This is a genomic window from Streptomyces sp. NPDC005811, from assembly GCF_040630405.1.
GTDB lineage: Bacteria > Actinomycetota > Actinomycetes > Streptomycetales > Streptomycetaceae > Streptomyces.
The window spans coordinates 62,165-83,613 of record NZ_JBEXXK010000042.1; the positions used below are offsets into that span (position 1 = coordinate 62,165).

Sequence of the window (21,449 nt, forward strand, 5' to 3'; positions counted from 1 at the left end):
GGGGAGGGGATCGCGTGCCGCCGCAGCCGGTGCGGTTCATGGTGCTGGGCGCCCTGCGGGTGTACCGCGGGGAGACGGAGCTGGACGCCGGCGGGCCGCAGGAGCGCGCCTTCCTGGCGCTGCTGCTGGCCAGACCGGGCCAACCGGTCGCCATGAGCGAGATCGTGGACGTGCTGTGGGGCGCGGAACCGCCGCGCAGCGCGGTCAACGTCGTCCGGCGGCACGTGGGTTCGCTGCGCCGCCTGCTGGAGCCCGGGCTCCCCGCCCGCGCCGCGGGCAGTCGGCTCGTCCGGGACGCCGGCGGCTACCGACTCGTCACCGACGGTGACCACGCCGACCTCCCGCGGTTCCGCGCCCTGCGCGAGACCGCCCGGCACAGCACGGACACCGCACCCGCCCATGCGGCCGAACTCCTCACCGAGGCCCTGGGGTTGTGGCACGGTCCGATCGGCGACGGCATCCCCGCGCCCGCCCGCAGCCACCCCCTGTTCGACGCGATCGAGCGGGAACGGCTCGCGGCCGCCCGGGAGCTGGCCGACGCGGCGCTGCGCGCCGGACTGCCGGAGCCGGCCCTGCCGCCCCTGCGCCGGGCCGCCGCCGACCATCCGCTGGACGAACCCGTCCACGCCGGCCTCCTCCGGCTGCTCGCGGCGGCCGGGCACCGCACCGAGGCGAGCGCCGTGTACGAGACCGTACGGGCCCGCCTCGCCGAGGAGCTGGGGATCGACCCCGGCCCCGAACTGAGGGACGCCCACGCGGCACTCCCCGGCGAACCCGCCCCGGCCGGCGCCCTCCCGCACGTCCCCCCGTCGCAACTGCCGTACGACCTGCCCCTGTTCACCGGCCGGGAGGCCGAACTGGACGAGGCCCTCGCGCTGTTCGACGCGGACCAGCCCCGTCCCGGAACCGTGGTGATCGGCGCGGTCGGCGGCATGGCGGGCGTCGGCAAGACCACCCTCGCCGTGCACTGGGCGCACCGGATCGCCGACCGGTTCCCCGACGGGCAGCTCTATGTGAACCTGCGCGGCTTCGACCCGTCCGGCGCGGTCATGGACCCCGGAGAGGCCGTCCGCGGGTTCCTGGACGCCCTCGGCGTGCCGCCCGAACGCGTCCCGCACGGGACGGCCGCGCAGAGCGCGCTCTACCGCAGCACCCTCGCGGGACGGCGGATCCTCGTCGTGCTCGACAACGCCCGCGACACGGACCACGTGCAACCGCTGCTGCCCGGCTCGCCCGGCTGTCTGACGCTCGTCACCAGCCGCGACGAACTGCCCGGCCTGGTCGCCGCCCACGGCGCCCGCTCCCTGATCCTGCGCCCCTTCGACGAGGACCACTCCCGCGCCTTCCTCGCCCGCCGGCTCGGCGCGGCACGGGTGGCCGCCGAGCCACGGGCCGCCGACGAGATCGGCGCGCTGTGCGCCGGGCTGCCCCTCGCCCTCGCCTGTGTCGCCGCCCGCGCCGCCGCCCACCCCCACTTCCGGCTCGCCGACATCGCCGGCGAACTGCGCGCGGCCCACGGCAGCCTCGACGCCTTCGCCCGCGCCGACGCCTCCGTCGACGTCGGCACGGTCTTCTCCTGGTCCACGGACGCCGTGTCCCCCGACGCGGCGCGCCTGTTCCGCCTCCTGGCCCTGCACCCCGGCCCCGACGTCACCCTCCCGGCCGCGGCCGCCCTCACGGGCCTGACGGAGCGCCGCACCCGCCGACTGCTCGCCGAACTGACCGGCCTCCACCTCGTCGCCGAACACAGCCCCGCCCGCCACTCCCTCCACGACCTGCTGCGCGCCCACGCCGGCGAACTCCTCCACGAGCACGAGACCGAGGCCGAGCGGGACACCGCCCTCGACCGGCTCCACCACCACTATCTGCACACCGCGCACACCGCCGACCGCCTCCTCGCGCCCACCTCCGACCCGCTGCCCCCACCGCCCGCGCCCGAGGGCGCCCGGCCCGAGCCGCTCGCCGACGACCACCGCGCCCTGGCCTGGCTCACCGCCGAACACGCCGTCCTGCTGGCGCTCGTGAGTACCGCCGCCGCCTCCGGCCGGCCCGCGCGCGAACGCCTCGCCTGTCAACTGGCCTGGTCCCTGGAGCCGTTCTTCGACCGGCGCGGCCACTGGCACGACGCGCACACCGCCCAGCGCACCGCACTCGACACCGCCCGGCGGCTCGGCGACCCCGTCCTCCTCGCCCGCGGCCTGCGCGGACTGGCCCGCATCGAGGGCCGCCTCGGCCTGCACACCCGCGCCGTCCCCCGCCTCGAACAGGCCCTGGACCTCTTCGCCGGACTGGGCGACGACACCGGCCGCGCCCACACCCACCGCAGCCTCGGCTGGGAGTGCGACCAGCAGGGCGACCTGCCCGGCGCCCTGCGCCACAACCAGCTCGCCCTCGCCGTGTTCCGCGCCCTCGGCGACCACGCGGCCCAGGCGAGCGTCCTCAACTCGGTCGGCTGGTACCACGCCCTGCTCGGCGAGTACCGTCCGGCGCTGGCGCACTGCCACGAGGCGCTCCGCATGCTCCAGGACCTCGGCGACCGGTACGGCCAGGCCGCCACCTGGGACAGCATCGCCTACGCCCACCACCACCTCGGCCGCCACCCGCACGCCCTCCTCGGCTACCGCAACGCCCTCGCCCTGCTGCGGGAACTCGGCGTGCCCTACCTGGAGGCCGACATCCTCACCCGCGCCGGGGACACCCACCTCGCCATGGGCGACGAGCCGTCGGCCCACGAGGCGTGGACGCAGGCACTGGAGCTGCTCCGCGGGCTCGGCCACCCCGACGCGGACGCGGTCGAGACGCGGTTGAGGGGCGGGGAGGGGCGGGCCGGTGCCTGCTGAACCGACCCGGTTCCAGGTGCTCGGTCCCGTCCGGGTGCGGCGCGGCGCACAGGAACTCGACCTCGGCTTCCCCCAGCAGCGCGCCCTGCTCGCCCTGCTCCTGCTGCACACCGGCCGGACCGTGCCGACCGCCGAGATCCTCGACACCCTCTGGCCCGAAGGGCCGCCCGCCAGCGCGCCGAACGTCGTCCGCCGCTACGCCGCCGACCTGCGCCGCCTCCTGGAACCCGGACTGCCGCCCCGGGCCCCCGGCAGCCGTCTGCTGCGCGGCTCCGGCGGCTACCTCCTCGCGGCGGAGCCGGACGAGGTCGACCTGCTGCGGTTCCGTGAACTCACCCGGCAGGGCAAGCGGGCCGCGGCCACCGGACGGGCAGAGACAGCGGCCCACCGCTTCGTCCGGGCGCTGGGGGAGTGGCACGGCCCGCTGGCGATGGGCATCCCCGAACCCGTCCGCGCCCACGTCCGGTTCACGGCTGTCCACCGTGAACTCCTCGACACCGCCCGTCTCGCGGCCGACGCCGCCCTGCTGTCCGGCCACGCCGACGACGTCCTCCCCGCCCTGCGCGAGGCCGCCGCGCGCGAACCCCTCGACGAGTCCCTGCACGCCCGTCTCGTGCTCGCCCTCGCCGCCTGCGGCCTCCAGGCGGAGGCGCTCGGCACGTACGACGACATCCGCCGCCGTCTCGCCACCGACCTCTCCCTCACCCCCGGCACGGAACTGACGGCCGCCCACACCCGCGTCCTGCGCCAGGAGGTGCGCCGCTCGGGAGCCGCGGGACACGGAGGACCGCCGGGCGGGACCGCGCCGTCCGCCGGCCCGGCCCTCTTCGTGGGGCGGGAGGACGAGTCGGCGCGGCTGTCGGAGCTGGCACGGGGCTCGGGCGTGGTGCTCGTCGGGGGGATGCCCGGGGTGGGCAAGAGCGCCCTCGCCGCACACTGGGCGGACCGGGCGGCGGCCCGGTACCCGGACGGCCGGCTGGAGGTGGACCTGCGCGGATCCGACCCCGGCCGGCCCGCGCTCGAACCGGTCGACGCACTCCGGGAGTTGCTGACCGCCCTCGGGGTGACCGACCGGCGCATGCCCGACGGGGTCGCCGCCCGGGCCGGGCTGTACCGCACGCTGCTGGCGGAGCGCCGTGCCCTGGTCGTGCTCGACGACGCCCTCGGCACCGAACAGCTGCGCCCGCTGCTGCCCGCCGCACCGGGTGCCCTCACCCTCGTCACCAGCCGGGGCGCCCTGCCCGGACTGGTCGCCGCGGGGGCCCGCCCGCTCCGGCTCGAACCGCCGCCCGTCGCGGACGCCCACGCGATCCTCGCCCGCCGCACCGGCCCCGCACGGACGGCCGCCGAGCCGACGGCCGCCGCCGAGATCCTCGCCCACTGCGGCCGGCTGCCGCTGGCCCTCACGGTCGTCGCCGCCCGCCTCGCCGGTCACCCGCAGCTCTCCCTCGCCGCCGTCGCCGCCGAACTGCGCGCCGCGCACGGCGGCCTCGACGCCCTGTCCGCCCTGCGCCCCGCCCTCCTCGCCTCCTACCGCCGGCTGCCGGACGACGCCGCGCGGCTCTTCAGGGCGCTGTCCCGCCACCCCGCACCCCCCATCACCCCGGCGACGGCAGCGGCCCTCACCGGACTGCCGCCCCGCACGACCCGCCTCCTCCTCGGCCGGCTCGCCGAGGCCCACCTCCTTGCCGAGCCCGCACCCGGCCGCTACACCCTGCACACCCTGCTCGGCGCCCTGGCCGGCGAACTCACCTTGACCGGCGAACGCCCCGCGCCGGACCCCGGCCAGTGACAGCGCCCGCACCCCGCCCACACGCGACTGTCACTCTTTTTGCACATCCGCCGACCTACCGTCCGGACACGTGACCACCATCATCACCGTCCGTACGCCCCTGGGCGTCGAGATCCTCACCCAGGACCACGGCGAGCAGCCCCGCAGGCCGCTGCCCGCCGAGGGCCGCCCCCATCCCGCGCACCGGCTCCGGGCCCGGACCACCGGCGAGTACCTCTTCGTGGGCCTGCGGGGCGGCACGGCGGAGCCCGACCCCCAGCCCGTCACCCTCCCCCTCACCGCCGGGGACATCTGCTTCTACGACGTCCGCCACGCCCCCGTCCTGGACTTTCCCGAGTGGTTCCGCGCCACGGTGTTCCTCGTGCCGGCCGATCTCCTCGGGCTCACCGAGGCCGACGCCGCGCGGATCGCGCGCACCCCCGTCGCCCGGGCCTCGCGCCTGGGCACCCTGCTCTCCCCGCTCCTGTCCGACCTCGCCCGCGCGGCGGCCGAGGCACGCCCGCCGGTAGGCGAGATGCTCGCCTGGAACGCCGTGAACCTCCTGTCCACCCTCGCCGTCGAGCAGCTCGGCGCCCGGGGCCCCGACCCGGCGTCCCCCCGTTCGCCGGTGCTGACACGGGTCCTGGAGTACGTCGAACTGCACCTGACCGAACCGGAGTTGTCACCGGAGGTGATCGCCCGCGCCCACCATGTCTCGGTGCGCTACCTGCACAAGCTGTTCCAGGACGAGGGCACTTCGGTGGGCCGCTGGATCCTGCGCCGCCGACTCGACGAATGCCGGCGCGACCTGATGCGCCACGGCCGCGGCAGCCGTACCATCGCGGCCGTGGCCGCCCGCTGGGGCTTTCTGAGCGCCACCCACTTCAGCCGGGTCTTCCGCGCCGCCTACGGCATGTCCCCCAGCGAATGGCGCGACACGGCGGCCCGCGCCGACCGTCGCCGTGCGCTGTGAGGACATCGCCGGTGCGCTCGCGGGCAACGCGCGGCGACCCGGGGGACCTAGCGTCCCGTGAGGAGAACAACGCACATCCAGACACAGCAGGAGATGCCATGTCCGACGTCGTAGAGCCGGTCGTGCCGGTGCTCGAACCCGAGGCCGCGGCGTTCGCCGAGGCGACCGCCAACCCGCCCTACCTCTTCGACCTGCCCCCGGCGGAGGGCCGCAAGGCCGTCGACGAGGTGCAGTCCGGTGACATCGTCAAGCCGGCGGTGGACGAGGAGTGGATCACCGTCGAGGGCGGTCCGACGGGGAGCGTGCGGGCGCGGATCGTGCGTCCGGCCGGTGCCGAGGGCGTGCTGCCGGTGATCCTCTACATCCATGGTGCGGGGTGGGTGTTCGGCAACGCGCACACGCACGACCGGCTGGTGCGCGAGCTGGCCGTCGGCGCCGAGGCCGCCGTGGTCTTCCCGGAGTACGACCTGTCGCCCGAGGTGCGCTACCCGGTGGCGATCGAGCAGAACTTCGCCGTGGCGCGCTGGGTCGTCGAAGAGGGTGCCTCGAAGGGCCTGGACGGTGCGCGGATCGCGGTGGCGGGTGACTCGGTCGGCGGGAACATGGCCGCTGCTCTGACGCTGATGGCGAAGGAGCGGGGTGGTGTTCCGCTGGTGCAGCAGGTGCTGTTCTACCCGGTGACCGATGCCTCCTTCGACACCGCGTCGTATCACCAGTTCGCGGAGGGGTACTTCCTGCGGCGCGACGGGATGCAGTGGTTCTGGGACCAGTACACGACCGACGAGGGCGAGCGGGCGCAGATCACGGCGTCCCCGCTGCGGGCCACGGTGGAGCAGCTGAAGGACCTGCCTCCGGCGCTGGTGATCACGGGTGAGGCGGACGTCCTGCGGGACGAGGGCGAGGCGTACGCGAACAAGCTGCGTGAGGCCGGTGTCCCCGTCACCGCCGTCCGGTTCCAGGGCATCATCCACGACTTCGTGATGCTCAACGCCCTGCGCCCGACCCACGCCGCCGAGGCGGCCATCACCCTCGCCGTCGGCACCCTGCGCGACGCGCTGCACGTCTGACCTGACCCCAGGAGAGGATCACCATGTCCACCACCCCCACCGTCGTCCTCATCCACGGCGCGTTCGCCGACGCCACCAGCTGGTCCGGCGTCATCACGGAACTCCAGGGCCACGGCATCCCCGTGATCGCCCCGCCCAACCCCCTGCGCGGCCTCGCCTCCGACGCGGCCTACGTCGCCTCCGTCGCCGCCCAGATCGACGGCCCCGTCGTCCTGGTCGGCCACTCCTACGGCGGCGCCCTGATCACGGTCGCCGGTGTCACGGAGAACGTCGTCGGTCTCGTCTACGTCGCCGCCTACGCGCTGGAGGAGGGCGAGAGCCTCGGTGAGCTCCAGGGCCGCTTCCCGCTCTCCCCGCTGGTGAGCAACCTCAAGGAGTGGACGTACCCCACTCCGGGCGGCGAGACCGCCGTCGAGGTCACCATCGCCGAGGACGCCTTCCCGGGCGTGTTCGCCGCCGACGTCCCCGCGGACGTCACCAAGGTCCTCGCCGCGGCCCAGCGCCCGCTGGCCGCCGCCGCGTTCGAGGAGAAGGCCGCCGCGGCCGCCTGGCACACCAAGCCGTCCTGGGCGCTGATCGCCGCCGCCGACGAGGCCATCAACCCCGACGTGGAGCGGTTCGGCGCCGAGCGCGCCGGGGCGACCGTCGTCGAGCTGGAAGGCGCCTCGCACGCGGTCGCGGTCTCGCGGCCGAAGGAGGTCGCCGAGCTGATCCGTGACGCGGTGCGCGCCACGAGCTGACGCTCACCCGAACGCCGCGCGGACACTCCCCCCTGTGCGCGTCCGCGCGGCCCCGGGCTGCCGGCCCCGGTGCGCTACCAGGTCACCGGCAGCTCATGGACGCCGTACACGATCCCGTCGTCCTTGAACGGGATCTCCGCCGGCTTCGCCGCGACCCGCAGGCCGGGTACCCGGCGGAACAACGTGCCGTACACCACCTGGAGTTCGATGCGGGCCAGCGGCTGGCCCAGGCACTGGTGGATGCCGAAGCCGAACGCCATGTGACGGCGGGCGTCGCGGCGCACGTCGAGCCGGCCGGGGTCGGGGAAGCGGTCCGGGCTCCAGTTGCCGGTCGCGCCCGGGATGATGACGCCCTCCCCGGCGCGGATCCGCTGCCCGCCGACCTCCAGGTCCTCCAGGGCGAGCCGCCGCTGACCGCTGTGCACGACGGTCAGATAGCGCAGCAGTTCCTCCACCGCGCCCGCCAGCACCTTCGGGTCGTCGGTGTCGCGGACGGCGGCCAGCTGCCCGGGGTGCTCCAGCAGCGCCAGCACGCCCAGGGAGATCATGTTGGCGGTGGTCTCGTGCCCGGCGCCGAGCAGCAGCACGCCCAGCATCGCCGCCTCGTGCCGGGTCAGTTCTCCGGCGGCGGTGCGGGCGGCGAGGTCGGAGAGCATGTCGTCGGCCGGGTCGGCGAGCTTCACGTCGAGCAGCCGCTCCAGGTACCGGTAGAGCGCCAGATTGGCGGCCCGGGACTCCTCCGCGGTCGACTCACGGCTCACCCCGACCTTGCTGTGCCGCTGGAAGAAGTCGTGGTCCTCGTAGGGGACGCCCAGCAGTTCGCAGATCACCAGGGACGGCAGCGGCAGCGCGAGGGCGTCGACCAGGTCGACCGGGTTCGGCCCCGCTAGCATCGCGTCGACCAGCTCGTCCGTGATCCGCTGGACCGCGGGCCGCAGGGCCTCCATCCGCTTGATGGTGAAGGGCGCGGTGACCATCCGGCGGATCCGGGCGTGGTCGGGGTCGTCCATGTTCAGGAACGACGGCGGGGTCTTCCCCGCGGTCTCCTTGAACCCGGCGCTGAGGTAGGGGAAGCCGGCCCGGGTGACGTCGACGCTGAGCCTCGCGTCGCCGTACAGGGCGCGCTGGTCGTCGTAGCGGGTGACGAGCCAGTGCGTACTGCCGTCCCAGAGGCGGACCTTGGAGACCGGCCGCTCGTCGTGCAGGCGCATCATCTCCGGGGGCGGCGCGAACGGGCAGGCCGGGTCCCTCGGCATGGGGAAGTCGGGGACGGACTCGGACGGGTCGGGCGCGAGCATGGGGGTCATGGCACTCCTGGTGGGGGGAACGTCCCCGGTCATGCAACCGCAGCGACCTGACAACTTCCCGTCAGAAGACTGACGTTCGCCTGTACGTGACCCACGTCACGGCGTCGGCGGGCGCTGCCGGCGGCGTCGTACGAGATCCTCGGCGGCCCCCGGCCAGTGCGGGTGGCCGAAGGTGAAGCCCGCGGCGAGGAGCCGGCCGGGGACGACACGGCGGCTCTTGAGGAGCAGTTCGGTGTCCGAGCGCAGGGCGAGGGCGCCCAGCTCCGCCATCCACTTCGTCGCCGGCAGCCCCACCGGGACGCCCCACGCGGAGCGCAGCCCCCGCATGAGGGCGCGCTGCGGCAGCGGCGCGGGGGCGGCCAGGTTCACCGGCCCGGCGAGGTCGTCGCGCTCCACGAGGAACTCCACGGCGCGCACGAAGTCCCGGTCGTGGATCCACGACACGAACTGCGCGCCGCCCGCCACCGGTCCGCCCATTCCCAGCCGGGCAAGCCAGGACAGGACGTCGAACACCCCGCCCCGGTCCGGGCTCATCACCATCGCGGAGCGCAGCGCCACCTTGCGGGTGTGCGGGGTGGCGGCCGTCTCCAGTTCGCGCTCCCAGGCGGTGGCGATGTCGACGCTGTAGGCCCAATGGCCCGGCACATCCCTCTCGTGGCCGCCGAGCACCCCGGTGTCCTCGTCGTGGGCCGCGTCGAAGCGGTGGGCGTAGATCGTCGCGGTGCTCATCTGGAGCCACACCTTCGGCGGCCGCGCGGCGGCGGCGATCGCCTCGCCCACGACCCGCGCCGAGTCCACCCGGGAGTCCATCATGGCTTTGAGGTTCTCCGGGGTGTAGCGGCAACTCACGCTCCGCCCGGCCAGGTTGATCACGGCGTCGCTGCCGTCGATCTCCTCGCACCAGGCCCCTCGGGTCCGCCCGTCCCACGCGACCTCGCCCGGTCCGGACGGTCGCCTGCTGAGCACGACGACCTCGTGCCCGCCCGCCGTCAGGGCCCGCCGCAGCACACTTCCGACCTGCCCGGTCCCCCCGGGCAACACGAACTTCACGACAGGCTCCCCTCGCTGTGTGCGGAGGAGCCTACCCGTGTTTTGAACGTGTTCAAAACATCGTGTCTACCAACAGGGCTTGAAGGAGCTGATGCGGTCGTTGGCGCCCTCCACCAGGACGCCGGCGGCGGAGCGGGCGGGGACCCACATCAGCATGTCCCCCTGGTAGTCGATGTTCTGGTAGAAGCAGATGTCCCGGTCGGTCCGGTTGACGATGGAGCTCGTCCGGTCGTTCATGTAGTCGCCGATGTTGGACCGGTACGGATCGGTCTGGCCGACCATGCGTCCCTGGAAGTAGATGTCCTGGAAGACGCACACCATCGCCGCGGGACAGTCGCTCTCGGCGGCGCTCGCCGAGGGGGCCGCGGCCAGTGTGGCGCCGACCAGGGCGGCCGTCATCGCGGCGGGTACGGCGGCGCGTCGGACGATTCGCTGGAGCGTCATGGGGTTTCCGTCCTTCGTTCAGGAATGTTCCGGAAGGAAGGGAATCACCGTCCGATTGTTCAACTGTTGTCCACCGGCGCGGAGTTCATCTCGGCCGCCACTTCTCCCCGCTCATCAGGTCAAGCGTCCCGGACTCTTGACTCGCAAAGGCGTCAGTCCGCATTCTCGACCCACTATCTTGCGTCGGTCATGACAACCCCAAGGGCGTTCAAAGCGTCCTCGTCGACCGCGCGACCCCGCCGACCGAGGGACGTGGGCTGTGACCATGACCGGACGCCCGTACCGCAGACGCCGCGACGTCACCGTCGTCTCGCTGCTCCTTCTCGTACTGGCCTCGATCCTCGGCCCCGCGCAGAGTTCGGCGGCCGGGACCGACTGGTGGACGCCCACCTCCCGGCCGTCCCCGGACTCCCAGATCAATGTGACCGGTGAGCCCTTCACCGGCACCAACTCCGCCGGGGAGGTGCGCGGGTTCGTCGACGCGCACAACCACCTGTTCTCCAACGAGGCCTTCGGCGGCCGGCTGATCTGCGGCAAGGTGTTCTCGACGTCCGGGGTCGCCGACGCGCTCAAGGACTGTCCCGAGCACTACCCCGACGGCACCCTCGCGCTCTTCGACTACATCACCCACGGCGGTGACGGGAAGCACGACCCGGTCGGCTGGCCGACGTTCGCGGACTGGCCGGCGTACGACTCGATGACCCACCAGGCGAACTACTACGCCTGGGTGGAGCGCGCCTGGCGCGGCGGACAGCGGGTGCTGGTCAACGACCTCGTCACCAACGGCATGATCTGCTCCATCTACCCCTTCAAGGACCGCAGCTGCGACGAGATGACCTCGATCCGGCTCCAGGCCAAGCTGACGTACGACCTCCAGGCCTACATCGACGCGATGTACGGCGGCACCGGCAAGGGCTGGTTCCGCATCGTCACCGACAGCGCGCAGGCCCGTGACGTGATCAAGGCCGGCAAGCTGGCCGTGATCCTGGGCGTCGAGACCTCCGAGCCGTTCGGCTGCAAGCAGATCTTCGACATCGCCCAGTGCAGCAAGGCCGACATCGACAAGGGCCTCGACGAGCTGTACTCCCTCGGCGTGCGCAGCATGTTCCTGTGCCACAAGTTCGACAACGCGCTGTGCGGCGTCCGCTTCGACGAGGGCGGCCTCGGCACGGCCATCAACGTCGGGCAGTTCCTGTCCACCGGCACCTTCTGGCAGACCGAGAAGTGCACCACCGCGATGCACGACAACCCCATCGGCACCGCCGCCTCCGACGCCGAGGCCGACCTGCCGGCGGGCACCGAGGTCCCCGAGTACGACGACAACGCCCAGTGCAACACCCGCGGACTCACCTCCCTCGGCGAGTACGCCGTGCGCGGGATGATGAAGCGCAAGATGATGCTCGAGATCGACCACATGAGCGTCAAGGCCACCGGCCAGGCCCTGGACATCTTCGAGGCCGCGAACTACCCCGGCGTGATCTCCTCGCACAGCTGGATGGACCTCAACTGGACCGGGCGGGTCTACTCCCTCGGCGGGTTCGTCGCCCAGTACATGCACGGCTCCACGGACTTCGTCACCGAGGCCAAGCGCACCGAGGCGCTCCGCGACCAGTACGGCGTCGGATACGGCTTCGGCACCGACTTCAACGGCATCGGCGACCACCCCGCCCCGCGCGGCGCCGACGCCACGAACAAGGTGACGTACCCCTTCAAGAGCGTCGACGGCGGCTCGGTCATCGACAAGCAGACCACCGGCTCCCGCACCTTCGACTTCAACACCGACGGAGCCGCCCAGGTCGGCATGATCCCCGACTGGATCGAGGACATCCGCAAGGTCGGCGGACAGGACGTCGTCGACGACCTCTTCCGGGGCGCCGAGACCTACCTCGACACCTGGGGGGCCACCGAGCAGCACCAGGCCTCCGTCAACCTCGCCAAGGGGCAGACCGCCACGGCCAGTTCGTCCGAGTCCAACCCGTTCACCAGCTACCAGCCGGGCCGGGCCGCGGACGGCGACGACTCCACCCGCTGGGCCAGCGACTGGAGCGACGACCAGTACTGGCAGGTCGACCTGGGCTCCACCAACCTGGTCTCCCGTGTCACGCTCGACTGGGAGCGCGCCTACGGCAAGTCGTACCGCATCGAACTCTCCACGGACGGCAGCACCTGGACGACCGCCTGGTCCACCACCTCCGGCGACGGAGGCCTGGACACGGCCAAGTTCACCGGCACCCCGGCCCGTTACGTCCGGGTCCACGGCCTCGACCGCGGCACCGACTGGGGATACTCGCTGTACGAGGTGGGCGTCCACAGCGCCTGACGGACGACAACGGGGGACACGCATGGCACGGATGCCGTCGGCACAGCGGCGCAGACAGCTGACGGAAGCGGCGATCAGGGCGATGGCCCGGGACGGCGTCCCCAGGACGACCACCCGGTCCATCGCCGCCGAGGCCGGGGTGTCCCTCAGCGTCTTCCACTACTGCTTCGACTCCAAGCAGGCCCTCGTCGAGTCCGTCATCACGACGCTCACCGCCCACTCGGTGAGCGTCGTGACGGAGGCGCTCCTGCCCAGGGCCACCCTCGGGGAGACGGTCCGGGCCGGGTTCCAGGCGTACTGGGACCACGTCCGCGCCCACCCCGACGAGCACATGCTGACCTACGAACTCACCCAGTACGCCCTGCGCGAGCCCGGCTTCGCCCACCTGGCGCGTCGCCAGTACGAGCTCTACGAGGAGGCCTACGCCGGGCTCATCGGGGAGCTGTGCCGGGGCATGGACCTCGAACTCGGTGTCCCCGTCCCGGTCCTGGCCCGCTATCTGGCCGCGATGACCGACGGGCTGACCCTCAACTACCTGGTCCTCGGCGAGGCGGCCACCGGGACGGACGTCCTCGACATGGTCACCGCCCATGTCGCCGGGCTGGTACGGGTCAGCGCGCCTTGACCTGCGCCACCAGCGCCTTGAACTCCGCCCACTGGACCGGCGGTTGCGCCAGCCCGCGGCGCTCCAGGTAGCGGGCGGTGGCCCGCCGGGTGTGCCCGAGGACCTTGAACGCGTCGGTGGGACGCCCCGAACCCATCGGCTCGACCACCCGCTCCGGCACCAGCAGCCAGGACTCCCCGGCCCTCCTCAACTCGCCCCGGACCAGGGCGTTCTGCATGTTGTTGATCTTCTCGTCGTGCCGGTGCGCCAGCAGCGAGGCCGGGCCGGGGACGGCGGCGCAGTCGGCGGGGACCGCGACGGCGAAACCGCCGTCCGCCGGGACGGGCCGGGTCCGCGCCAGCACCGGCGCCCCGGAGGCGTCCCGCGCGGCCAGCACCGCGCTCGCGTACCGGGCGAGCCGGTCGGCGCCCAGGAGTCCGGCGGCGGGGACGGGGGCGCCCGAGGGGACGAACGGCTCGCGGACGACCACCTGTTCCGGCGTGACCGTGATCAGCAGCCGCAGGTAGTACCAGGCCATCATCCGGCGCAACGGCACCGACACGTACGCGCGGCTGTGCGGCTGCCGCTCGAAGAGCATCCGCCAGTAGTCCTCGGCGCCCTGCGGACCCGTCCTGATCTCGTCCGGGCACACGGCCCGGCCCCCGACGAACACCTCCGGGGCCGAGTCCAGACCGCTGCCGGTCGGGTCGGAGAAGAGCAGCGCCACCCGCCCGTCACGCCGGATGTTCAGCGCCTTCTGCGCGAACGCCAGGGACGTGGACAGCAGCAGCGTCCCGTCCGGGCGCCGCTGGACCGCCGTCGGCCAGACCAGCGGGGTGCCGTCCTTGGCGAGCGTGACGAACTCGCAGGTGCGGTAGGCGTCCAGGACGTCGAGCGGGGCGGAGTCGAGTACGGCCATGTCCCTACCGCCCTTCCAGCGGACCGCGGATCGCGCGGACGGCCGCGGCGTACTGGCGTCTGCCGACCACCGCCCACAACAGTCTGCCCAGCAGCGGCGCCTTGCCGAGGAAGAACCGCCGCTCCTGCGGGGTCGCCTCCTCCAGCAGTGCGCCGAGGGCGATGAACAGCTTGTTCTTCGGTATGCGCTCCAGACCGCGCGTGCCGACCAGATCCCACTCGGCCACGGACAGATGCTCCGCCACCAGCGGGAGCACCGACTTCTCCTCGTCGTCCAGGTGCTCCAGCAGGACGACCCGGTGCGCGTCCAGCGCCAGGGCGAGTTCCTCGCCCGCGATGCGGTCCGCCGCCCGCTCCCAGACGGGCGCCCACTCGGCGACCGCCTCCAGGGTGCGGTCGATGCGCCCGTGCTGCTCCTCCATCCGGTCGACGAGCGCGCCGTCCCGCTCGGCCCGTGCGTGCAGCAACGGCCAGACCAGCTCGTCCTCCAGCGCGTGATGGTGGTGCAGGCCGTCCACGTACTCGCGCAGATGCCCGGCGACCTGCGCCGCGCGGGCCGTGCCGCCGTCGGGCACCGCCCGCACCAGCCGGGGCAGCAGCGCCGACTCGCGGCGGAAGACACGGTGGACCACGACCATCTCGTGGGTGTACGGCCGCTCGGCCGGGGGAAGTTCGTCAGTCGTACTGCTGGGGGACACGCTCGGGGCTCCAACGCTCAGGTACCGATTACGGCCTCCCAGGGTCCCGCCGCCGCTTGGCGTCCGCTTGGCATCCGCTTGGTGCGTTTGTCGTCCGTTGACCGGATCACGCGGCCGCACGGGCAGATTCCCGCGGCGTGCTGCGTATGCGAGTCCTGGGTTCACTGGGTGCCGAGGTCGGGGGCACACCGGTCGGACTGGGCGCGCCCCGTCGGCGGGCCCTGCTGGCCGACCACCTCTACGGCCTCGAACTCGACTTCCGCTCGCAGCTCGCCGTCCTGCGGGCCGACCACACCACCGCGGCGGCGCTGATCGAACGGATGCTGCCGTTCCGGGACCAGCTCGCGGGCGCGGCGGGCGCGGCGGGCACGGCCTGCGCGAGCCGTCCCGTCGCCCACGCCCTCGGCGATCTCCACCGGCTGCTCGGCGAGGACCGGTCGGCCGCCGAGCACTACGCCCTCGCCGCCCGCACCGCCGAGGCCTGGCGCTCCCCCACCTTGCCGCGGACGCCCACCGGGCGGCGGCCGGCCTGGCGGCGGCCCGCGCCGCCCGGCCCACCGTCGTGCCGTAGAGGCGTAGGGGTACGGGGGCGCGGGGCGTACGCCTTGCCTGCCGCCCGCGCCCGGCGCACGCTGGTCCTATGGCTGGGCAGGACGGGCCCACGCTCATCACGTCCGTGCAGCGGGCCTTCCGGCTGCTCGAGGCGGTGAGCGCGCACGAGAACGGCGCGCCGGCGAAACAGCTGGCGCGGGAGACGGGTCTGCCCCTGGCCACCGCCTACCACCTGCTGCGCACCCTGGTCCACGACGGATACGTGCGCAAACTGGAGGACGGCGGCTTCGTCCTGGGCGACAAGCTGCGCACGCTGCACACCACGGGGCGGGGACAGGCCCTGCTCAGCCGGGTCCGGCCCACCCTGGCCGCGTTGCGGGACGAACTCGCGGGCGCCGCCTACCTCACCTTCTACGAGGAGGGCGAGATCCGCGTCGCCGAGATCGTCGACGGCCCCCGGACCCCCCGCGTCGACCTCTGGGTGGGCTTCGAGGACGCCGGACACGCGACGGCGCTGGGCAAGTCCGTGCTGCGGGAGATGGACGAGGAGGCCCGCAACGACTATCTCTCCCGCCACCATCTCGCCGATCTCACCCCGAGGACGATCACCAGCATGCCGGAGCTGCTGCGACAGCTCGACGCCTCGCCCGTGGCCCCCGCGGTCACGGACCTGGAGGAGTACGCCCTCGGCACGGTCTGCGTCGCCGTCCCCGTCTACAGCGGTGACATCCTCGGCTCGCTCGGCGTGTCCCTGCCCGCCGACCGGCTGCCGCGGCTCCGGGAGGTCCGCGACCGGCTGATCCCCACGGCGAACCGCGTGACCAGGGGCCTGTCGCTCACTATCTGAAATCCCGCACCTTGTGACACCGGTGTCGAACCCGTTTTCCTGTATCAAACGGACATTCCGGAGCACGGGCGACGACGCCGAGCACCCACGCCGACTACAGACGAGGACTGCGGACGCACATGAACCAGGCCCGACACCGTGGCGCCGACCACGGGCCGACGTACCTGTTCCGGCATGTGGTGGCGGGACCCGTCCTGCCCGTGCTGATCGTCCTCGGCGTGATCCTGGCCGACCTCGTCGGCGGTGCCGGGCTGACCTGGCTGCCCCTGCTCGCGGCCGGCCCCGCGCTGGCCGCCACCACCAACGGCCCGCGCGGTGTCCTGTACGTCGGTCTGCTCGCCGGCGTGCTCGGCGCGGTGCTCGGTGTCCGCAACGCCGTCCCGGCCCGGGAACTCGTCGCCGTCCTGTCCGCCCTCGCCGCCGTCACCCTGGCGAGCGGGCTGGCCAGCGAACTGCGCGGACGCCGGGAGCGTGTCCTCGCGGCCGTCCGCTCGGTCGCCGAGGCCGCCCAGCACGCGCTGCTGCTGCCCGTGCCGGAGACCGTCGGCCCGTTCCAGGTGGCCGTCCGCTACAGCGCGGCCGCCGCCGAGGCCCGGATCGGCGGGGACCTCTACGCCCTCGTCTCCACGCCGTACGGCGTCCGGCTGCTGGTCGGCGACGTGCGCGGCAAGGGACTGCCGGCCGTCGGGACGGCCGCGCTGGTGCTCGGCGTCTTCCGCGAGGCCGCCCACGACGAACCCGACCTCCTCGCCGTCGTCGACCGCATCGAGCGGAGCCTCGCGCGCAACCTCGGCCCCGACGACTTCGTGACCGCCGTGGTCGCCGGACACCCGCGCGACGGCGAGCTGGAAGTGGTGAACTGCGGACACGCCCCGCCGCTGCTGGTCGGCGCCGCCGGGACCGTCGCCCCGGTCGAGCCCACACACCCCGCACCGCCCCTGGGCCTGCGCGCCCTCGCCGGCGAGACGCCCGCCCTCCAGGTGCTTCCCTTCGACGACGGCGACCAGCTGCTGCTCTACACCGACGGGGTGACCGAGGCCCGCGACCACGGGCGGGAGTTCTATCCGCTCGTCGAGGGACTGGGCCGCCATGTCACCGACGAGCCCGCCCGCACCCTCGACGCCCTCCAGGACGAGCTCCTCGCGCACGTGGGCGGCAGGCTGCACGACGACGCGGCACTGCTGCTCATCCGCAAACCGGCCGCCGGGGCTCCGGTTGTCCCCCAACCCGCTTGCGGGGGACTGGTGTTGGGCGACCGGCCGGTGTGACCAGCGAGGGTCCCTGCTGTGTGACCGCTGTGACGGGTGTTGCAGACTGGGCGCATGATACGCATGAGGAAGTTCGCAGCCGCGCTGTTAGCCACGGCGGCCGCGCTGCTCGCGACACCCCCCACCGCCTCGGCCACCCCCACCCCCCACCGCCCCTTCTTCCGGGAGACGTTCGACCGGCTCCCCCTCGGCCCGGTCACCGCCGGACCCGGCTGGACCTCCGACACCTCCCACGGCTCGCTGACCGTCGCACCCGGTTCCGGCGGCCATGGCCGTGAACTGCGGCTGCGCACCGAGGGCAACGGGCGCGCCTTCCTCGTCCTGGACGACCTCGCCCCCGCCGGCAACAGCTTCTGGGCCCGGCTGCGGCTGCGCGTGGACACCTTCCCCACCGCCCCCGACTGGGCGCACTGGACCCTCGCGGAGGCCTCCGGCTCCGACACCCCCACGCTCGTCCGCCCCCTCGGCGGCCAGTACGTCCCCACCGAGAAGGCCAACTTCTGGGGGGTCGGCTCCGACCTCGGACCGACCGGGGACTGGACCGCCTGGAAGACCTCCGCCCCGGCCGTCGCCGGCCGGTGGCAGTGCGTGGAGTTCCATCTCGACGCCACCGACAACCGTGTCACCGTCTACCTGGACGGCGTCGAACGGCCCGAGCTGACCGTCTCGACCCAGGAGCACGGCGGCACGGCCGGCGACTTCGTCTTCCCCTCCTTCGACCGCCTCAAGCTGGGCTGGCAGCTCTACCAGGCCGACCCCGCGCCCACGTCGTACGACCTCCGTATGGACGACGTGGCGCTCGGCACCCGGCGTGTGGGCGGGTGTGCCGCATGAGCCGGGGCATCTCGCGCCGGGCGCTGCTCGGCGGGGTGGCGGGCGGACTCGCCCTGCCACCGGTCGTCGCCGGTCAGGCCGCCGCCGGGCCGTACGCCGCACCGGCCGCCCGCGAGCCCGTCCGGGAGCCCGTCCTGGAGCCTGTCCGGGAGGGGTATGTCCCGTTCGCCGTCGGTGCCGGAGGCGGCCCGGCCGGGACGGACCGGGTGCATGTGCTCAAGGTCGGCTCCGACTCCGCGCCCACGGCGCTGGTCCTGGTCCCGGGCATGTTCGGCGCCGCGAACGACTTCCGGCTGCTCGCCCGCGATCTCGTCGCCGCCGTGCCCGGTGTCCAGGTGTGGGCGTTCGACCGACGTGAGGAGAACCTGGCCGACCGCTCCGGGTTCGCGGGCGCGGACCCGGCCGCGTACTACCTGGACGGCCGCTACCGGGCGCAGGACCCCGCCGGCTCCGCCTTCGCCGCGCACTGGGGTCTGGCCCGCACCCTGGAGGACCTGGACACCGTGGTCCGGGCCGCCGCGTGCGGCGGCCGGCGCCGGGTGGTGCTGGGCGGTCACTCCTGGGGCGCGACGACGGCGATGGCGTACGCGGCCTGGGACTTCGACGGCCGCCCGGGGCACCGGGGCCTCGCGGGCCTGGTGCTGGTCGACGGCGGGGTGCGCGGCGCGTTCGACGGCACGGGGGCGCCCGTGGCCGACGCGCCGGACGAGGTGCGCCGGCGGCTCGCGGCGATCGACGGCGGCGCCGTCTTCGACCTGACCCTCAGCGGGGTCGGACTGGGCGCCCGCGCCGAGTCCACCCAGATCTGGTACCAGCTCGCCGGCTGGTACGCGCACCACGACCCGGACGGCCGCTCGGTGCTCCAGCCCCGGATGCCCGAGGCCCTGCGCCCCTCGGTCCCGGTCACCAACGCCGCCCTGCTGGGCGTCCTGGTGGACGCCGGATCCGGCTGGCCGAACGACATCAGCGTGCACTCCGGACACCTCACCGGGAGCGGCGAGGTGCGCGGCTGGGCCGACGAGGGCATCACCCCGCTCGCCCGGGTCGCGGAGGCCTACGCGGGCGGGCCCGCGCCGGGTGTGTGGGAGTGGTACTGGCCGGCCCGGCTGTCGGTGGATCTCGACGTCACCGACGCCTACGCCGACACCGGCCTGGCCCGCTCGCTCGGACTGCGGCTGCGGCACGGCACGGGTCTGGACGTCCCGCTGTACGCCTTCGGGACGAGCTACGCCCGGGGCACGATCGAGTCGTCCGCCCGCCGGGTCGTCGCCGACTCCCGGATCCCGTACGCCGCGTACGCGACCGACGAGGGGATGAACCACCTCGACCCGCTGTTCGCCGCACCGCCGCACAACACGCTCACCCGCACCCTGACGCCGTTCCTCGCCGGACTGGGCTGAACGGCCGCGCGGGGCTGGGCCGCGGTGCCGGGCTGGGCTGCGGTGCCGGGCCGAGGGGCCGCGCAGGGTGGTGCCTCAGACCCGGTAGCCCCGCAGCTTCCGGTACAGCGTGGCCCGGGCGATGCCCAGGGCCGCCGCCGTCCGGGCCTTGTTGCCGCCGTGGGTGTGCAGGGCCTCCAGGATGGCGGCGCGCTCGGCGTGCTCCATCGGGCTGAGCGGCCGGGCCGCCGGACCCTCCCGTACCGGGTCCGGCAGCTCGGCCCGCCGGACCGGCCCGGTCGCCCGCCGGTGCTCGGCCAGCGCCCGCACCAGATGGGCGAGTTCGGTGACGTTCCCGGGCCAGGGGTGCCGCTCCAGGGCGCGCAGGGCGTCCAGGGTCCAGGTCAGCGGGGGCTGCCCCGGCGCGGGCCGGGGCGCCAGGGCGGTGACCAACTCCCGGATGTCCTCGCGGCGTTCGCGCAGGGCGGGCAGGGTGACCGAGCGGGCGGCCAGGGTGTCCAGGAGCCGCTGGAGGCAGGGGCCCGGGGGCGCGCCCGGGGTGTAGGTGACCAGCAGGGGGACGCCGGGCCGTTCTTCGAGGAGTGAGTTGAGCGCCGCGGTGCCCGACTGGGCCAGCCGCTCCACATGCCGGACGAGGAGCGCGCGCCCGTTCAGCAACTCGCCCACCTCCCGGCCGAGTTCGTCCTCCGCCGCGTCGACGGTCGCCACCGGGACCGGCACCAGCTCCCGGGCGAGCGAGGTCTTCCCGGTGCCGCGCTCCCCGACCAGCAGCAGCGGCTCGGGGTACCGGGTCAGCTCCGACGCCCGCCCCACCGCGTGCCGCCAGGGCACCGACCGCCCGGCCAGCCCGACGGCGGCCCGCACGGCCGGGGCCGGCCTCGGGGCGCCCCCGGGCGGCTCCAGCACGGCCACCGCCCCGACGACCTCGCCCAGACAGGTCACGGGCGTGAGCTCCGCCCCGGGCGCGGCCTCGGCGTCCGCCCGCCGGATCAGGGCGACCGCGTCCCGCTCCAGCGCCGCCAGCCCTTCGGGCGACAGCAGCCGTTCCGCCGCCTCGCTCACGAACCGGTTGCGTCCGTCGAGGGCGACGACGGCACCGCCCCGCTCCCGCAGCGCCCGCAGATAGGCGTCCAGCAGCACCCGTTCCGGCGCCCGCGCCTGGGCGAGCAGTCCCGCCTCGACGGCGCTCGCGGCCGCCTCGGCGAGCGGGGCTCCCGGATGCGGGGCGCACTCCGCGCACAGCCGCGCGGTCACGGTGACCGTGCCCAGCGGCCGCCCGGTCCCGGGCGCCCGCACCGGCACGCTGACCGCGGACACCTCCTGCCAGACGTCCAGGAAGTGCTCCGGTCCGTGCACCTCGGACCGGCGGCCGGTGCGCAGGGCGAGGGCCGCGCTGTTGTGGCCGACGAGCTGTTCGGAGAGGTCGGGGCGGAGCAGCTCCGGCGCGCAGCCGTGCTCCCACAGCACCCGTGGCCGCTCGTCGGTGAGCAGCAGGGCCGTCCGGCCGGCGTCCAGCGCCGCGGCGACGCGCTCCAGGACGGGCCGGGCCGCGGTAAGCAGGGGGGAGTCGGACGGCCGTACGGCGGGCGCCGGGCCCGCCGCGTCGTGCCGTACCCCGTAGAACCGGGCGCGCTTCCACGCGGCGAGCACCTCCTCCGGTACCCCGTCCGGGAGTTGACGCCCTCTCAGGAACAGCTCGCGGGCCCTGCGCACCGAAGCGAGTGCAGGGCGGGCGGCGGCGTGTTCTGCGGTGGTCACGGCGTCCGTCACCCTACCCGGAACAGTTGAACACAGAACAACTGTCTCGTATTGAGAC

General features: G+C 74.1%; 18 protein-coding genes. 12 read left to right on the forward strand and 6 right to left on the reverse strand.

All coding sequences use genetic code 11. The features are described from left to right. The first annotated feature begins 14 nt into the window (after positions 1-14). The 5 genes from ABZ490_RS35795 (at position 15) to ABZ490_RS35815 (ending at position 7,391) form a co-directional block, all read left to right on the forward strand. Positions 15-2,840, forward strand: a complete 2,826-nt coding sequence (locus tag ABZ490_RS35795; RefSeq protein ID WP_358999904.1) for a BTAD domain-containing putative transcriptional regulator — start codon at positions 15-17, stop codon at positions 2,838-2,840. Then, entirely contained in the window at positions 2,830-4,632 is a 1,803-nt protein-coding gene (locus tag ABZ490_RS35800; RefSeq protein ID WP_358999907.1) for a BTAD domain-containing putative transcriptional regulator, read from the forward strand. The genes ABZ490_RS35795 and ABZ490_RS35800 overlap by 11 nt, the downstream gene beginning before the upstream one ends. Positions 4,633-4,702: 70 nt before the next feature. After that, on the forward strand, positions 4,703-5,584 hold the full coding sequence (locus ABZ490_RS35805) for a helix-turn-helix domain-containing protein (RefSeq protein WP_358999910.1): 882 nt from the start codon (positions 4,703-4,705) through the stop codon (positions 5,582-5,584). Positions 5,585-5,682: 98 nt separating this feature from the next. Next, positions 5,683-6,651: an alpha/beta hydrolase gene (locus ABZ490_RS35810; protein ID WP_358999913.1), complete on the forward strand. Its 969-nt coding sequence runs from the start codon at positions 5,683-5,685 to the stop codon at positions 6,649-6,651. Positions 6,652-6,674: 23 nt separating this feature from the next. After that, positions 6,675-7,391: an alpha/beta hydrolase gene (locus tag ABZ490_RS35815; protein ID WP_358999915.1), complete on the forward strand. Its 717-nt coding sequence runs from the start codon at positions 6,675-6,677 to the stop codon at positions 7,389-7,391. Positions 7,392-7,465: 74 nt separating this feature from the next. On the opposite strand, the gene ABZ490_RS35820 is transcribed toward ABZ490_RS35815, so the two are convergent. The 3 genes from ABZ490_RS35820 to ABZ490_RS35830 form a co-directional block, all read right to left on the reverse strand. After that, on the reverse strand, positions 7,466-8,698 hold the full coding sequence (locus tag ABZ490_RS35820) for a cytochrome P450 (RefSeq protein ID WP_358999918.1): 1,233 nt from the start codon (positions 8,696-8,698) through the stop codon (positions 7,466-7,468). Positions 8,699-8,794: 96 nt separating this feature from the next. Continuing rightward, complete coding sequence (locus tag ABZ490_RS35825; RefSeq protein WP_358999921.1) at positions 8,795-9,748, reverse strand: DUF1731 domain-containing protein; 954 nt, start codon at positions 9,746-9,748, stop codon at positions 8,795-8,797. Between the two features lie 66 nt (positions 9,749-9,814). Next, entirely contained in the window at positions 9,815-10,192 is a 378-nt protein-coding gene (locus ABZ490_RS35830; protein WP_358999923.1) for a peptidase inhibitor family I36 protein, read from the reverse strand. Between the two features lie 265 nt (positions 10,193-10,457). On the opposite strand from ABZ490_RS35830, the gene ABZ490_RS35835 reads away from it, so the two are divergent. Continuing rightward, entirely contained in the window at positions 10,458-12,512 is a 2,055-nt protein-coding gene (locus ABZ490_RS35835) for a discoidin domain-containing protein (RefSeq protein ID WP_358999926.1), read from the forward strand. A 22-nt stretch (positions 12,513-12,534) separates the two neighbouring features. Further along, positions 12,535-13,137: a TetR/AcrR family transcriptional regulator gene (locus ABZ490_RS35840; RefSeq protein ID WP_358999929.1), complete on the forward strand. Its 603-nt coding sequence runs from the start codon at positions 12,535-12,537 to the stop codon at positions 13,135-13,137. Here the strand turns inward: ABZ490_RS35840 and ABZ490_RS35845 are convergent. Beyond that, positions 13,124-14,035 carry a pyridoxamine 5'-phosphate oxidase family protein gene (locus tag ABZ490_RS35845; protein WP_358999932.1) on the reverse strand — a complete coding sequence of 304 codons (912 nt, stop codon included), beginning with the start codon at positions 14,033-14,035 and terminating at the stop codon, positions 13,124-13,126. The genes ABZ490_RS35840 and ABZ490_RS35845 overlap by 14 nt on opposite strands. Before the next feature lie 4 nt (positions 14,036-14,039). Next, entirely contained in the window at positions 14,040-14,732 is a 693-nt protein-coding gene (locus ABZ490_RS35850) for a hemerythrin domain-containing protein (protein ID WP_358999935.1), read from the reverse strand. A gap of 137 nt (positions 14,733-14,869) precedes the next feature. On the opposite strand from ABZ490_RS35850, the gene ABZ490_RS35855 reads away from it, so the two are divergent. The 5 genes from ABZ490_RS35855 (at position 14,870) to ABZ490_RS35875 (ending at position 19,633) form a co-directional block, all read left to right on the forward strand. After that, positions 14,870-15,442: a hypothetical protein gene (locus tag ABZ490_RS35855; protein WP_358999938.1), complete on the forward strand. Its 573-nt coding sequence runs from the start codon at positions 14,870-14,872 to the stop codon at positions 15,440-15,442. Then, positions 15,373-16,131: an IclR family transcriptional regulator gene (locus ABZ490_RS35860; RefSeq protein ID WP_358999941.1), complete on the forward strand. Its 759-nt coding sequence runs from the start codon at positions 15,373-15,375 to the stop codon at positions 16,129-16,131. Before ABZ490_RS35855 ends, ABZ490_RS35860 begins: the two co-directional genes overlap by 70 nt. A 119-nt stretch (positions 16,132-16,250) precedes the next feature. Beyond that, positions 16,251-17,399: a PP2C family protein-serine/threonine phosphatase gene (locus ABZ490_RS35865; protein WP_358999944.1), complete on the forward strand. Its 1,149-nt coding sequence runs from the start codon at positions 16,251-16,253 to the stop codon at positions 17,397-17,399. Between the two features lie 54 nt (positions 17,400-17,453). Next, the gene (locus ABZ490_RS35870) at positions 17,454-18,233 is read left to right on the forward strand and encodes a hypothetical protein (protein WP_358999947.1); all 780 of its coding nucleotides are present in this window, start codon (positions 17,454-17,456) and stop codon (positions 18,231-18,233) included. Beyond that, positions 18,230-19,633, forward strand: coding sequence for an alpha/beta fold hydrolase (locus ABZ490_RS35875; protein WP_358999950.1), 1,404 nt, complete (start codon positions 18,230-18,232; stop codon positions 19,631-19,633). Before ABZ490_RS35870 ends, ABZ490_RS35875 begins: the two co-directional genes overlap by 4 nt. Positions 19,634-19,708: 75 nt before the next feature. Here ABZ490_RS35875 and ABZ490_RS35880 read toward each other — a convergent pair whose 3' ends face one another. Beyond that, the gene (locus ABZ490_RS35880) at positions 19,709-21,391 is read right to left on the reverse strand and encodes a helix-turn-helix domain-containing protein (protein ID WP_358999953.1); all 1,683 of its coding nucleotides are present in this window, start codon (positions 21,389-21,391) and stop codon (positions 19,709-19,711) included. Positions 21,392-21,449: the final 58 nt, after the last annotated feature.